Raw genomic sequence first — 14067 nt, forward strand, 5'->3', positions numbered from 1 at the left:
GATACGACACGGTTCCCGACCCAAGTGCTCTTTCTCGGCGATATCGTTCCGACCGGTTGGCAGGCGGCGGTTCAGTGTGAGATCGCACCCACCGATACCGTGGCGATATGGGCGCGGCTCCCGTCGGGCAGATGGCATTGCGCTTGCCTTGCCGCTCGGCGCGAAACAGGTCTTCGTGATTGATCGCGTGCCCGAACGTCTCGCGATGGCGCGCGCGGCGGGCGCCATCACAATCGACTTCGAAGAGGAAAGCGTGCTGGATCGCTTGAGGGACCTGACGCAGGGCAAAGGTCCGGAAAATGCATCGACGCAGTCGCGTATGGAAGCGCATGCGACGCGTTCGTTCGACGCCCTCTTCGATCGCGCCAAACAGGCGGTTATGCTGGAGACTGACCGGCCGCACGTGCTTCGCGAGATGATCTACGTGTGCCGTCCGCCGGGGACGCTTTCGGTGCCTGACGTGTATGGCGGACTGATCGACAAGATGAATAAAGGGCTCAACTGTCGCATGGGCCAGACGCACATCAAGCGCTGGACCGATGATCTCCTAAGCCGCATCCAGGAAGGACAGATCGCCCCCTCCTTTTTGTGATCACGCAGCGCATGCGTCTGGAAGATGGCCCCCCGATGTACGAAACATTTAGAGACAAAGAGGATGGCTGTATCAAGGTGATCCTCAGCCTTGACGAGGGACACAGCCCACCATGCTCGGGGCTAGCCGACCGATCAGGCGACCCCCTACCATCACAGCAGCCCTGTAATGCGGCTAAGGAGTCATTGTGGACATGCCAACCTGCTGCGCCCCTTCAATCACGACAATGATCCGCATGGATCACACACATGTGATGGCGGCCTTTCATCGCTATCACGTGGAAACAGCGTGGTGGAGAAAGCGCGCTATCGTCGAGCTCGCCTGCACGGCGCTGGAAATACACGCGCAACTCGAAGAAGAGATCTTCTATCCGGCGCTCAGCGAAGCGATGGCCGGAGACGAGCGACTCACGAAGAGCAAGCCCGAGCACGACAAGATGCGCGAAGATATCGCGAAGCTGCGTTCGATGGGTCCGGAGGATGCCGCCTACGACGCCCGTTTCATGCAGCTCATGCGTGAAGTGATGCATCACGTCGCGGATGAGGAAACGGTGCTGCTTCCGACGGCCGAACGCGCGCTCGCATCGCAGTTATCCGAGCTCGGCATGCGCATGACAAAGCGCCGCATGCAGCTCGTCGCGCAGCACCGGCCCGGCGCGATCGCGGCGAATACCGCGGGCACGTTTCCGCTCGCATCGTTTGCGCTGATGTCGATCGGCGCGCTCGCCCTCGCGCAGTGTCTGCGGCCCGCTTTTTCGCGCCGCGGATATCGCGCGTAACCGCTCACGGCTCGCGCGGCGTGCCGTTCACCTCGACGATAAGAACCGGGATGGACTTCGCGCCGGGAACCTTGCTTCCCTTCGCGTAGTGCCATAGCGGCAGGAGCGGATTGCACTCGGGGTAATAGCCGGCGATGCATCCCTGCGGTATGTCGTACGGCTCGATGCGCAGACCCGCGACGCGCCGCTCGAAGCCATCGTCGGCGATCGTGCGCAAAGTCACGCGGTCATCCTTCCTGAGACCGTGGCGCGCCATGTCCGCCTCGCACATCAGGATCACCATGCGGCTGCCGCTGATGCCGCGAAAGCGGTCGTCGTGGCTGTAAATCGTCGTGTTGAACTGGCTGTCGCTGCGCAGCGTCATGAGCCGCAGCGATTGCGGTTCGCGCTCGAGCATGTCCGGGTCTTCACCGATGGTCTCGGGCACGAAGAACTCCGCCTTGCCGCTCTTCGTCTTCCACTTGCGCTCGCGTGCGGGCAGATCGCGCGGGAAGCCGCCCGGCGTCCACATTCTTTCGTTGAAGTCGTGAAAGGTCTCGGGATATGTCTTCGCGATTTCATCGCGCACGAGCGCATAGTCGTCGCGCCAACGTTCCCAGTCGACGGTCGAGCGCTCGCCGAGCGTATGCTTCGCCAGCGCCGCGACGATATACGGCTCCGAGCGCGCATCGGCCGATGCGGGCTCGGCCACGCCGCGCGAGCCGTGAATGCAGCCCGTGCTGTCTTCCATCGAAACCGCCTGCGCGCCGCTTGCCTGCGTATCGATCTCGATACGGCTCAGGCACGGCAGAATGTACGACTTCTCCCCATGCACGAGATGACTGCGATTGAGCTTCGTCGCGACATTGACCGTGAGCTTCAGATTCCGCCACGCCGGTTCGATGCGCATGCGGTCCGGCACCGAGCGCACGAGATTGCCGCCGAGATTGACAATCGCGCTCACTTTGCCGTCGAGCATTGCTTCGAAGGTCTCGACGATATTCATCCCCTTCTCGCGCGGCGGCTCGAAGTCGAACTGGCTCGCGAGCTTGTCGAGCGGCGCGAGCTCGGGCTTCTCGGTGATGCCCACCGTGCGCTGGCCCTGCACGTTCGAATGTCCGCGCACCGGCGACGGCCCCGCGCCCGGCTTGCCCAGATTGCCACGCAGGAAAAGCAGGTTGCACAGCATGCGAACGTTCTGCACGCCCTGTCTATGTTGCGTGATGCCCATGCCGTAGTGCGCCATCACCGCGTTCGCGCGCATGTATTGCTCGGCCGCTGCTTCGAGATCGGCGCGCGGCAGCCCCGCCACGCGTTCGATATCGTCCCAGGACGCGGCGCGCACGTAATCGGCGAATGCGTCGAAGCCGACCGTATGCGTTTCGACGAAATCGACGTCGAGTATGCGCGGCTCGCCGCTTTCCTTCGCGCGGTCGTCGGCGTGAATGACGGCCTTGCAAATTCCGAGCATCGCAGCGGTGTCGCCGCCCGTCTTCACCTGATGATATTGCGTGCTGATCACCGTATGCGCGGGTGTCAGCATCTCGAGCGGCGACTGCGGATTGGCGAACTTGAGCAGCCCTGGCTCGCGAAGCGGGTTGAACGTGATGATCGGCACGCCGCGCTTTCTCGCTTCCTGCAACTGATGCAGCATGCGCGGGCTGTTCGTCCCGACGTTCTGTCCGAAGAAGAACATCAGGTCGGTCTTCTCGAAGTCGTCGAGCCTAACGGTTCCAACGCCCGCGCCGATCGCTTCCTTCAATCCAACGCTCGTGCTTTCGTGACACATGTTCGAGCTGTCGGGCAAATTGTTGGTGCCGTACATGCGTGCAAAAAGCTGGTACATATACGACGTTTCCAGCGATGCGCGCCCCGATGCGTAGAACGCGACGCGGTTCGGTTCAAGCGCGCGCAACTCGCGGCCGATGTCCTCGAATGCTTCGATCCAGGTAACGCTCACGTACTTGTCGGTGGCGGCGTCGTAGCGCAGCGGCGCGGTGAGACGCCCCGCGTCTTCGAGATCGTGATCGTGCCATGCGCATAGCTCCGTCACCGTGTGCAACTCGAAGAACTGCGGCGTCATGCGCTTTGCGGTCAAGTCCCACGCCGTCGCTTTCGCGCCGCTCTCGCAGAACTCGAACGTATGCGGGTCCGCCGGCTTGGCCCAGGAGCAGCTCACGCAGGCAAAGCCATCGGGCTTGTTCTGCTTCAGCAGGACCGTGCTTTCCTTCAGCGGCACCTTTTCCCGGATAAGCGCGCCAGTGACCGCTTTCAGCGAGCCCCATCCGCCCGACGAATACGGGTATGCGGCGTTTGTGCGAACGGTATCGTCTGATTCGGCCATGTCCTTGCCTCGCGCATTTTCGACGTGTTTGGTTCACGCGCGAGCAATCTGCGTACCCTTTCGAGCGGCTTTCGCGAGCGTGCTCGGTCGGACGGTATGTCGATTGCTGGGACAGCGTGCACGTCCGGCTTCTGTCCAGTGCCGGAAAGTGTCATTTTCGGAAGCCCACGACGCACCATGCAGAGCGCACTGAATCCGGCAGGCGTTCAGGCCAGCCGCATCCTCGACCTTTGGCATCTGACGCTAACGGTCTGCTGTGCGGTATTTGCCGCAATTCTGCTCGCATGTCTCATCGCGATGATGCGCATGCCCGGCGCCAATCGAGCGACGCCTGCGGATCTCTCCGTCATTGGACATCGCGAACCGCGCGTGCGCTTTTGGGTCGCCGCCGCGACGGGCGCGTCCACGCTATTGCTTTTTGGCCTCGTGCTGGCCGATGTCCTCACCGACCGCGCCCTCTCGCGCCTGCCCGTCGACAACGCGCTGCGTATCGAAATGACCGGCTATCAATGGTGGTGGCAGGTGCGCTATCCAAGCGAGGGCAATGCGCCCGGCTTCACGCTCGCCAACGAACTGCACGTGCCAGTGGGACGGCCGGTGGTGGTGTCACTGAAAGCCGCCGATGTCATCCACACGTTCTGGGTGCCGAACCTTCATGGCAAGAAGGACATGATTCCCGGCCGCGACGCGACGATCGAGTTTCGCGCGGACAAGACGGGCGTGTATCGCGGGCAATGCGCGGAATTCTGCGGTTATGAACACGCGTTGATGGCGTTTCAAGTCATCGCCGATCCGCCCGCGCAGTATGAGACGTGGGCCGCTCGTCAACGCCAGCCGGCCATCGCGCCATCAGACGAGATCGCTACGCGCGGCCGTGATGTATTCATGGGCCAGGACTGCGCCCGCTGTCACACGGTGCGCGGCACCGATGCACAGGGCACGATCGGTCCCGATCTCACGCACTTCGCCAGTAGGCCATTCATCGCCGCCGGCACGCTGGCGAACAATCGAGGCAATCTTGCCGGATGGATCGTCGATCCGCGCACGCTCAAGCCCGGCACAGTCATGCCGCCGACGCGCCTGCCGCCCGCCGATCTGCAGGCGCTGCTCATTTGGATGGAGACGCTCAAATGAGCGACGAGCGCAATACCAGCGACCCGGCTGACGGTCCGCATGCATCGCCCGTGGTGCGCGATGCGCTTGCCGCGACCTGGAGCGATCCGCCCGGATTTCTCGGCATGTTGAGCGCGGTCAATCACAAGACCATTGCGCGCCGCTTCATCGTGACAACGTTCGTGTTCTTCCTGCTCGCGGGACTTCTCGCGCTGGCGATGCGCACGCAACTCGCGCGGCCCGACCAGCGCCTGATCGGCCCAAACCTCTACAACGAACTTTTCACGATGCACGGCACGACGATGATGTTCCTCTTTGCCGTGCCGGTGATGCAGGCGATTGCCGCCTACCTGGTGCCGTTGATGATCGGCGCGCGCAGCATCGCGTTCCCGCGGATGAACGCGTACGCGTATTGGGTATTTCTCTTCGGCGGACTTCTGCTGTTCGCCTCGCTTGCCGTCAACACAGCGCCGAATGCGGGCTGGTTCAGCTATGTGCCGCTTGCCGGACCTGACTACTCGCCCAACAAGGGTGCCGACATCTGGGCGCAAATGATCACCTTCACCGAGCTATCCGGCCTGCTCGAAGCCGTAGTGCTCATCACGACAATTTTCAAGCTGCGCGCGCCCGGCATGTCGCTCAACCGCATGCCGTTGTTCGTGTGGGCCACCCTCGTCACCCAGTTCATGGTGATCTTCGCAATGCCCTCCATCATGCTGTGCAGCACCGCGCTGATTCTCGACCGCCTTGTTGGCACGCACTTTTATAACCCGGCGAAAGGCGGCGACGTATTGCTGTGGCAACACCTCTTCTGGTTCTTCGGCCATCCCGAGGTATATCTGATCTTCATTCCGCCGCTCGGCTTTATCTCATCCATCATCCCGACCTTCGCACGCCGTCCGGTGTTCGGCTATCCGGCGATGGTGCTGTCGCTCATCGCCACCGCGTTCCTGTCGTTCGGACTGTGGGTGCATCACATGTTCGCGACGAATATTCCCGAACTTGGCAAGAGCTTCTTCACGGCCGCGAGCCTGATGATCGCAATTCCTTCGGCCATTCAGATCTTCTGCTGGATCGGCACGCTCTGGACCGGCAAGCTCAGCTTGCGGGTGCCGCTGCTCTTCGTCCTCGCATTCTTCTTCATCCTTGTGATGGGCGGTATGACGGGCATTATGGTCGCCTCCGTACCGCTCGATCTGCAGGTTCATGACACCTACTTCGTCGTCGCGCATCTGCACTACGTGCTGCTCGGCGGCGCCGTGTTTCCGCTCTTCGGTGCGTTCTTTTACTGGTTCCCCAAGTTCACGGGTCGCATGCTCGACGAGCGGCTCGGCAAGTGGCAGTTCTGGCTGTTCTTCACGGCCTTCAATGTCACCTTTTTTCCGATGCATCTGCTCGGCCTCGAGGGCATGCCGCGGCGTGTGTGGACCTATCCGCACGGACTGGGCTGGGACGGCATGAATCTCACGGCGACGATTGGCGCGTATGTGATCGCGCTGAGCGTGCTGCTTTTCATCGTCAACGTCGTAAAGAGTCTGCGCAGCGACGATCGCGCTGCTGCTGATCCGTGGGGCGCGGGCACGCTCGAATGGAGCGTGCCGTCTCCGCCGCCGCCGCATAATTTCGATGCGATTCCGGTCGTGCATGGCCGCGATCCGCGATGGGAGCCATCCGCGCAGCCGGCCTTCGTCGCCGGGCTCGCCGCCGATGCGCGCGAAGTGCTCGTGACGAGCGTGCTCGATGCACAGCCCGACCATCGGCCCATGTTTCCGACGCCGTCCATCTGGCCGTGTGTAAGCGCGGCGGCAACGACGGTGCTCTTCATCGGCTCGATCTATACGCCGTGGGCGATCGTTTGGGGGTCGCTGCCGGTCGCCCTGGCGATGATCGGCTGGTTCTGGCCGAATCGCGGCGAGAACCGGCTGGCGGTCGCGCGGGAGCGCCGGCCATGAACGCAGATACCCGCATCGTCGCGCCGGGCCGCGACGAGAACGAAGGGGCGCATATTGTGCTCGACGTTCGCACGCTGCCGACGTTCGCCTTCAGTCACCGCAGTCTGATGTGGTGGAGCACAGCCGGCCTGATGCTGATCGAAGGCACGGTGTTCGCCATCGCGGTAATGATGGTCTTTTACCTGCGCACGCGCGCGCCTGCCTGGCCGCTGGCCGCCGATCCACCGGATCTGCTCTGGGGCACGCTCAACACCGCCGTGCTGCTCGTGAGCCTGTGGCCGAACCAGTTGGCGAAGATCGCGGCAGAACGCGGCGACCGCGCAAAAGCCGCGCTATGGCTCTCTGTCTGCCTCGTCGCCTCCCTTGCGTTTCTCGTGATACGCGGATTCGAATTTGCCGCGCTGAACGTGAGCTGGTATGCGAACGCGTACGGCTCTGTCGTTTGGCTGCTGCTCGGGCTGCACACGACACACTTGATCACCGATACCGTGGATACCGCCGTGCTGGCCGTGTTGCTGTTCACCGGGCCGTTCGAGGGCAAGCGACTCGTTGACGTCAGCGAGAACGCGATTTACTGGTATTTCGTCGTGTTGAGTTGGCTGCCGATCTACGGCGTCCTTTACTGGGCATCGCGCTACTGACTCGAATATGAAAACCTGGCTTGCGCTCTTTGGCGCCCCGTCCATCGTGCTGGGATGTCTTAGCGTCAACTACGCGCTGGTGACGCCCGCGTGCCGGCTCGGAGGCCACGCGCTGCTCGACGGCGTCAGCGGCGCGAGTCTCGTCGTCTGCACGGCCGCAACGCTACTCGCGTGGCAGCGCTGGCGCGAGACGCGCCGCTCATCCACGTCATCGGCGCCCGCACGATCGACGCCCCCTTTGCCGTCGCCCCCTTTGCCGTCGCCCCCTTTGCCGTCGCCCCCTTTGCCGTCGCCCCCATTACCGACGCCCGACATGACCGGCCGGCCCGCACGCGCCGGGTTTATCGCAGCGGTGGCGGCCGGGGTCGGCGCGCTGTCGGTTCTGTCCGTGATCGCCATAACCATACCGCAATGGCTACTGTCCGCCTGTTGAAGTGCGCGCTGCGTGGCGCGCTCGGCACACTCGTTGCGCTCGTCGCGCTCGGCGCTTGCGCCGTCGCGCATGCCCACGTCTCCACGACGCAGGCATCGCCGCTCGCGTGGACGTTCGAACCGTGGGTCGTCATCGCGCTCGCCGTTAGCGTTGCGCTCTACGTCGCAGGCTATGGGCGACTGCATGCGCGCGGTGCGCAAGGCCGCGCAGGACGTACGGCGCGGCTCGCGGCATTCGTCGCCGGCTGGCTCACGCTCGTCGCCGGGCTGGAGTCGCCGCTGCATGCGTTAAGCGAATGGCTCTTTTCCGCACACATGGTGCAGCACGAGCTTTTTATGCTGGTGGCCGCGCCCTTGCTCGTGATCGGCCGGCCGATCGCAGTGTGGCTCTGGGCGTTTCCCGCCGCCGCGCGCAGGCGCATCGGCGCGGCGACGCGCTCACGCTGGATTAGACTGCCGTGGCATCTTTTTACCTTACCCATCGTTGCCTGGACGCTGCACGCCGCTGCGCTCTGGTGCTGGCACGCACCGCGCTTCTTCGAAGCGGCGCTCGCGCGTCCCGGCATCCATACACTGCAACATGCGAGCTTTCTCGCGAGCGCACTGCTGTTCTGGTGGACGGTCTTCGGCCGCGCGTCGGAAGCGCACGGCGCAGCCAACGCGCACGCGATGCTGTCGCTCTTCACGACGATGGTTCACACCGGCGCACTCGGCGCGCTGCTGACGCTCGCGCCCGGCGTCTGGTATCCGTCGTGCATCGAGACGACGCGCGCTCTCGGCTTCGATCCACTGCAAGATCAGCAACTCGGCGGGCTCGTGATGTGGGTGCCGGGTGGGCTCGCGTATCTGATTGGCGGGCTGCTGGTCGGTGCGCGCTGGCTGATGCGTCGTGCATCGCCGCCCGTCGGCGTCCGCATGCCGCACCAGGGATGATGTCATGCGCACCCTCGATATCGCACTTACGACGCTCGTAACGCTGACGGCCTGCACCGGCGAGCCGCCATCATCCGATGCGATCACCGGCGGCAATCCGCGACACGGGCTTGAAGCGATTCAGCGCTATGGCTGCGGCGCGTGTCATCGGATCGACGGCGTGCCGGGCGCATACGGCATGGTCGGACCGACGCTTCAGAAAATCGGCGAGCGCGCCTACATCGCGGGAAAGCTGCCGAATTCGCCCGAGAATCTACAGCAATGGATTCGTTTCCCGCAACGCATCGTGCCCGGGAATGTAATGCCCGATCTCGATGTGAGTGAAATCGACGCGCGCGATATCGCCGCTTACCTCTACCATCAATGAAGAGTCTGTCGCGTCTCGTACTGTCGCTGCTGCTTTGGCCCGTCGCCGTCATGGCCGACGATGACTCGCCATCCGTGCAACTGATTGCGCGCGGCGAGTATCTCGCTAAAGCGGCCGATTGCGCGGGCTGTCATACCGCAGCTCGGAACGGCGCACCGTATGCGGGCGGTCTCGAGATGACCTCGCCATTCGGGACTATCGTCAGCAGCAACATCACGCCGGATCGCGAGACCGGCATCGGCGCGTACAACTATGCGGATTTCGCAAAGGCACTGCGCGAAGGCGTCGGGCGCGGTGACAAGCCACTTTATCCTGCGATGCCCTATCCGGCGTTCGTCAAGATCACGGACGAGGACATGCGCGCGCTCTACGCGTACATGATGCACGGCGTGCCGCCCGTGAAGCATCGTCCGCCGGAAACGAAGGTGCCGTTTCCGTTCAATCAGCGATGGGCATTGCGCATCTGGCGTGCCATGTTTTCACCGAAGGAACGCTTCGCGCCGCACGCCGATCGCGACGCGAGCTGGAATCGCGGCGCGTATCTGGTGCAGTCGCTCGGCCATTGCGGCTCGTGTCACACGCCCCGCGGCATCGGCTATCAGGAGCGCGGCTATGACGAGTCGTCGAAGACGTTTCTTTCCGGCGGCATCAACGACAACTGGTTCGCCCCGAACCTGCGCGCCGATACCGGCTCGGGACTTGGCCGCATCGCTCAGGAAGATATTGCAGCGTTTCTGAAGACCGGCCACGGCGCGAGCATGGTCGCATACGGCAGCATGGTCGAAACCATCGAGGACAGTACGCAATATCTGGGCGACAACGACCTGCGTTCGATCGCCGTCTATCTGAAGACGCTGCCCGCCACCGGCGCCGCTGACGGCGTCTTCGATCCGTCGCTCGCGCAGCCGGGGCGCCTGAAAACACGCGCGCCCGACGTCGCGCCCGAGCAGGGCGCGGCGGTGTATGCGGGCTTTTGCGCGCAGTGTCATCGAAGCGATGGCAAGGGCGTGCCTCATGCGTTTGCGGCGCTCGCCGGCACTCCTTCGGTCATCAGCGAAGACACCACGTCATTGATCAGACTCGTCGTCGAAGGCGGTAACAGTCCTGCAACGATTCACGGTCCGCCGCGTCAGCCCATGCCGCCGTTCGCCGGTCGCCTCACTGACGCGCAGATCGCGCAGGTGCTCACTTATGTACGCGGTTCCTGGGGCAATGACGCGCGTCCGGTCACGACGAATGACGTCGCATCGTTTCGCGGCAGTATTCATAAGTAGCGTGTGCAATTGAAGCTTTGAACGACGCACGGCTGGCACACGTACAGGTTAACAAATACCGCGCGAAGACGCGGCATGTATCCATCGATTCGCTGCCGCTGGCCCCCGGACCACTCACTAGCATCCCGACCTGTTCCGGTTTAGCCGTGCTCCACGCAGCGACGTGCCGTCGTTGTCTGATGCCGGCACGTCGCCTGGAGCGATTACGTCACTCGCGGCTTGCTCGTTATGGTCAGCCGTTGTCGAGCGTGCTGCTGATCGTTACTGCTTCGACCTGTAGCCGCATTGGCGCTCGTCTTTGCTCTTGTGTCTTCTGACGCGCCGTCCCGCCTCATGCCTATGCCGGCACTTGCCCGGCGAGCTGCTGCTTGGCGAGTTGAGTCAACTTTTCGTCGGTGGATTTCTCTTCTGCCAGTGTCTCGAGCAAGAGCTTCATCGCCTCCTCTTGACCGAGTTGCTTGGCCAGCGTCGCGAGCGTCCCATACGTTGCAATCTCGTAGTGCTCGACCTTCTGAGCGGCGGCGATCAATGCGGCGTCGCGGATCGGACCTTCCTCGAAATCCTCGATCTGTTCCTGTCCTTCCTCGACGAGACCCTCCATTGCGACGCACTTGATGCGCTTGAGCTTGATGCCGCATACGTCGACCACCTGGTCGATGCGCTCGATCTGGCCGCGTGTCTCTTCGAGGTGTGTCTCGAACGCCGCCTTGAGCTCGCTATTCGCGCTGGCGCGGGCGAGTTTCGGCAACGCCCGGGTCAACTGTTTTTCCGCGCTATAGACATCTGACAGCGCGTGAATGAACAAATCCTGCAATGTCTTCGATGCCATGATGATCCCTCCAGGTCAAACGTCGCATCAACCAAAGAGCGCATTGGGGCGCTGAAAAAAAAATTCGCAACGCGCGTTCCCGAACCTCTACTCACCCGCGCCCGTTGCCAGATGGTTTTGCGAAGGTCGGAAAGATATGCAATGCGCCGCTCGCGTTCAAGTCGGCGTCAAACTGCTTGCGCACACCTCGACTCGGGAAAGACTTGCTGTTGCCACTTCTGCCATTCGCTGTCGCTCTCGTGCATGTTTGCCTCCTTCGCTGTGGGTCACCGTTGCGACAGCCCGTCGAAGTAGTGTTCGATACGCGATAATGCATAGAGCGCTGCGGCGCGGCGCACGTCATTTCGCTCACCTTCGAAGCGCCGCGTCTCGCTGAATGTTCGAATGCGGCCGTCGCGCAGCTTGAACGACCATGCGAAGCATTGCGTACCGGGCGGAGGACCGCCGGCTGGCGACGAGTCGGCGACGCCGGTGTTCGACACGGCAACATCGGCGCAGCACCCTTCCTGAACAAGCGCACCTTCGGACATCTCGCGAGCGACGGCCTCGCTCGTCAGCCCGTACTGCGTCATCGTTTCTTCGCTCACCCCCAGAAACCCTGCCTTTCCAGTCGGCGAATATGTCACGAAGCCAACGTCGAGGCAGCTTCCGCTTCCCGGCACCGACGAAATGAGCGAAGCGATATAGCCGGCCGTGCACGATTCGGCCGTCGCCAGCTTTAAGCCACGCGAGCTAAGGAACGACACGGCTTGCTTTGGGATGTCCAATTTCGTCTCGCCTTGGGTCAGCGCATGTCACGTGGCCGCAGCACCGCCGGGAAGGCAAAGCCCGCGTCGAGTGCGACGTAGGGCATCGTCAGCGAGCGCTTCGACAGGCGAGCCTCGAGTCCTGGTGTGACGCGCTTCGGCACGGCATGATAGTCGATGACATAGGCGATCAGTGCGCTCGTCGCGGCGGCGGTGACGACGGTCGGCGGGCGGGCGGGGACGGTTTTCGCATAAGGCTTCAAACATCACACCCCAGAAGGCGGCACTTCCCATATGGAGGGTTGCGCCACATGCGCTGTACCGAAAGCTCCGTTCTTCATGCCAGATCGCTGTCGGCCATAGACAATGGGAAACAGCGTTGATCGACGCCCATGACCCGTGTCCCGACTGAACGGCTGCGGTTGACGCGGCGCAAGCCGAGACGAGCTCGCCGGCGGCGCCCGAATAGATGGCCCGCGTTATCAGGTGGTCCAAGTACCCGTGAATGTGTGGCCCTTGCATGTGTGGCTCCTTGCCGACCAAGACCTCGCCCTCTTTGAGCGCACGGACGTTCCGTTCATGGCGTCAACGATGCTGCTCACGATCATAGCAACCGTCGTGCCGTAGCACTACAGCGATGCTTCGCGGCAGTCGCCTCTCGGCATCGCCCGGAGAAGGCATAAGACGGCGCCTAGGAACGTTTTCCTGGGTGATGGCCATGTGTGCCCTTCGTGAAGACGAAAAGGCTCGCGCCCGCTGCCGCGATTGCGAACCGGCTCGGATTTGCCTTCACCACATTGAGCACCCTTGCGACCACCGAGGACCCGCTCGGTGCGACGCGGCAGTCGGATTGCACCACAGGAGCGGACACGATCACAGGTGCGGCAACATGGGAGATTGGCGCGCGCGTGTTCGCAGGCACGCTCTGCGGCGCGGCACGAGGCGTGTGCTCTTCGCGCGAAGTCCGGGCTCCGCCATCTCGCGCCTTGCCATCTCGCACTTCTCCTTCACGCGCTTCGACTCTCGTCGCGGCGGCTTCGGCGCCGAGCAGCATCACGGCGGCGGCGAAATACAGCCACATCAGCAGCACGGCGAGTGAGCCGGCTGCGCCGAATGCATTCGCGGTCCCGGCGTGCGTCAGGTACAGCGCAAAGAGCTTCTTTCCGACCGAAAAGAGCACCGCGGAAATCACACCGCCCACGAGCGCATCGCGCCACGGTACGTGTCCATCCGGCAGATACTTCAACAGCGCCGCAAACGCGCAAGAAAGAATAGCGAGCCCGAGCACGAATTGCACGATATCGCCGATGACGACGAGCGGCGATTCCCCGAACACCCATTTTCCCGCGGCCTGTACGGCAGTATCCAGCACGAGCGACACGATCAGCAGGAACGCGACGCCCATGACAAGACCGAACGAGATCAATCTAACCTTGACGAGCGTCGCGACACCCGATTTCTCTCTTCCGCTTTTCGGCCAGATGATCGACAGCGCCGTGTTCAACGATGAGAACGTCGCCGATGCGCCCACGGCCAGCAGTACGAACGAGATCACCGCCGCGAGGCCGCTTCCGCCGCTCCGGTGCGCGTGCTCGACGATCGCCTGCACGCTCGCCGCGGCATCCTTTCCGAGCATGCCGCTGATCTGATGAAAGAGCTGACCGCGAGCGGCCTCCGCACCGAACACGAGGCCGGCGACGGCGATCATCATGACAAGTGTTGGCGCGAGCGAGAATGCGGAATAGAACGCGATGCTCGCGGCCATCGGCGCAGCGCGATCGGCGCTGAAACGTTTGAACGTGCGTGCGGGCCATGCAAAGGTTCGGCCCTTAAGCGATTTGACGTCCATGGCGGTCTCCGTTGATCCATGCGCAGGGCATCAAGCATGGACGGTGCCCGGCTGTGGACATTGGCGGGCCGGTTGGCATACGCGTTGCTGATTCCCATTCAGGCCGATGTCGCGGACTCTATCCGGACAGTCGGCCTCCCTTTCCACGACGCGGCTTCCTCCGCGATACGCCGGTGCGATCTCTTCGCGCTGAGGCTCGCAGCAGCACGACCGTAAGCGACGCTTCGATGTCCTCTTG

13 protein-coding genes and 1 pseudogene are annotated in these 14067 nt (G+C 62.9%); 9 read left to right on the forward strand and 5 right to left on the reverse strand.

The features are described from left to right. Positions 1-21 precede the first annotated feature (21 nt). Together LY284_RS35085 and LY284_RS35090 are read left to right on the forward strand one after the other, a co-directional pair. A pseudogene (locus LY284_RS35085) lies at positions 22-678 on the forward strand (zinc-binding dehydrogenase); the annotation flags it as partial. Positions 679-785: 107 nt separating this feature from the next. After that, positions 786-1370 carry a hemerythrin domain-containing protein gene (locus LY284_RS35090; RefSeq protein WP_255725280.1) on the forward strand — a complete coding sequence of 195 codons (585 nt, stop codon included), beginning with the start codon at positions 786-788 and terminating at the stop codon, positions 1368-1370. 4 nt (positions 1371-1374) lie between these two features. Here the strand turns inward: LY284_RS35090 and LY284_RS35095 are convergent, their stop codons facing one another. Further along, positions 1375-3693, reverse strand: coding sequence for an FdhF/YdeP family oxidoreductase (locus LY284_RS35095; RefSeq protein ID WP_233391700.1), 2319 nt, complete (start codon positions 3691-3693; stop codon positions 1375-1377). A 177-nt stretch (positions 3694-3870) separates the two neighbouring features. Between LY284_RS35095 and coxB the strand changes: the two genes are divergently transcribed. From coxB to LY284_RS35130, 7 genes are read left to right on the forward strand one after another with little or no spacing between them, the layout of a single operon-like run. Continuing rightward, the gene (coxB, locus tag LY284_RS35100; RefSeq protein ID WP_233391703.1) at positions 3871-4827 is read left to right on the forward strand and encodes a cytochrome c oxidase subunit II; all 957 of its coding nucleotides are present in this window, start codon (positions 3871-3873) and stop codon (positions 4825-4827) included. Continuing rightward, on the forward strand, positions 4824-6758 hold the full coding sequence (gene ctaD / locus LY284_RS35105; protein ID WP_233391709.1) for a cytochrome c oxidase subunit I: 1935 nt from the start codon (positions 4824-4826) through the stop codon (positions 6756-6758). The genes coxB and ctaD overlap by 4 nt, the downstream gene beginning before the upstream one ends. Then, positions 6755-7399: a cytochrome c oxidase subunit 3 gene (locus LY284_RS35110; RefSeq protein ID WP_233391714.1), complete on the forward strand. Its 645-nt coding sequence runs from the start codon at positions 6755-6757 to the stop codon at positions 7397-7399. Before ctaD ends, LY284_RS35110 begins: the two co-directional genes overlap by 4 nt. 7 nt (positions 7400-7406) lie before the next feature. After that, positions 7407-7832: a hypothetical protein gene (locus tag LY284_RS35115; protein ID WP_233391716.1), complete on the forward strand. Its 426-nt coding sequence runs from the start codon at positions 7407-7409 to the stop codon at positions 7830-7832. Continuing rightward, positions 7811-8764, forward strand: a complete 954-nt coding sequence (locus LY284_RS35120) for a cytochrome c oxidase assembly protein (protein ID WP_233391718.1) — start codon at positions 7811-7813, stop codon at positions 8762-8764. The genes LY284_RS35115 and LY284_RS35120 overlap by 22 nt, the downstream gene beginning before the upstream one ends. Before the next feature lie 4 nt (positions 8765-8768). Further along, positions 8769-9131, forward strand: a complete 363-nt coding sequence (locus LY284_RS35125) for a cytochrome c family protein (RefSeq protein WP_233391720.1) — start codon at positions 8769-8771, stop codon at positions 9129-9131. After that, entirely contained in the window at positions 9128-10405 is a 1278-nt protein-coding gene (locus tag LY284_RS35130; RefSeq protein ID WP_375294335.1) for a cytochrome c, read from the forward strand. Before LY284_RS35125 ends, LY284_RS35130 begins: the two co-directional genes overlap by 4 nt. Positions 10406-10742: 337 nt before the next feature. Here LY284_RS35130 and LY284_RS35135 read toward each other — a convergent pair whose 3' ends face one another. The 4 genes from LY284_RS35135 to LY284_RS35150 all read right to left on the reverse strand — a co-directional run bounded on the left by LY284_RS35135 (position 10743) and on the right by LY284_RS35150 (position 13829). Continuing rightward, positions 10743-11234 (reverse strand): ferritin-like domain-containing protein, encoded by a 492-nt coding sequence (locus LY284_RS35135; RefSeq protein WP_233391721.1) that lies wholly within the window; start codon positions 11232-11234, stop codon positions 10743-10745. Positions 11235-11500: 266 nt separating this feature from the next. Then, entirely contained in the window at positions 11501-12001 is a 501-nt protein-coding gene (locus LY284_RS35140) for a CinA family protein (protein WP_233391723.1), read from the reverse strand. Positions 12002-12018: 17 nt separating this feature from the next. Continuing rightward, positions 12019-12243 carry a hypothetical protein gene (locus LY284_RS35145; protein WP_233391725.1) on the reverse strand — a complete coding sequence of 75 codons (225 nt, stop codon included), beginning with the start codon at positions 12241-12243 and terminating at the stop codon, positions 12019-12021. A gap of 428 nt (positions 12244-12671) precedes the next feature. After that, on the reverse strand, positions 12672-13829 hold the full coding sequence (locus LY284_RS35150; protein ID WP_233391727.1) for a YihY/virulence factor BrkB family protein: 1158 nt from the start codon (positions 13827-13829) through the stop codon (positions 12672-12674). Positions 13830-14067 lie beyond the last annotated feature (238 nt).

It is taken from the genome of Caballeronia sp. PC1 (assembly GCF_021353155.1).
In the GTDB taxonomy this organism is placed as follows: domain Bacteria; phylum Pseudomonadota; class Gammaproteobacteria; order Burkholderiales; family Burkholderiaceae; genus Caballeronia; species Caballeronia cordobensis.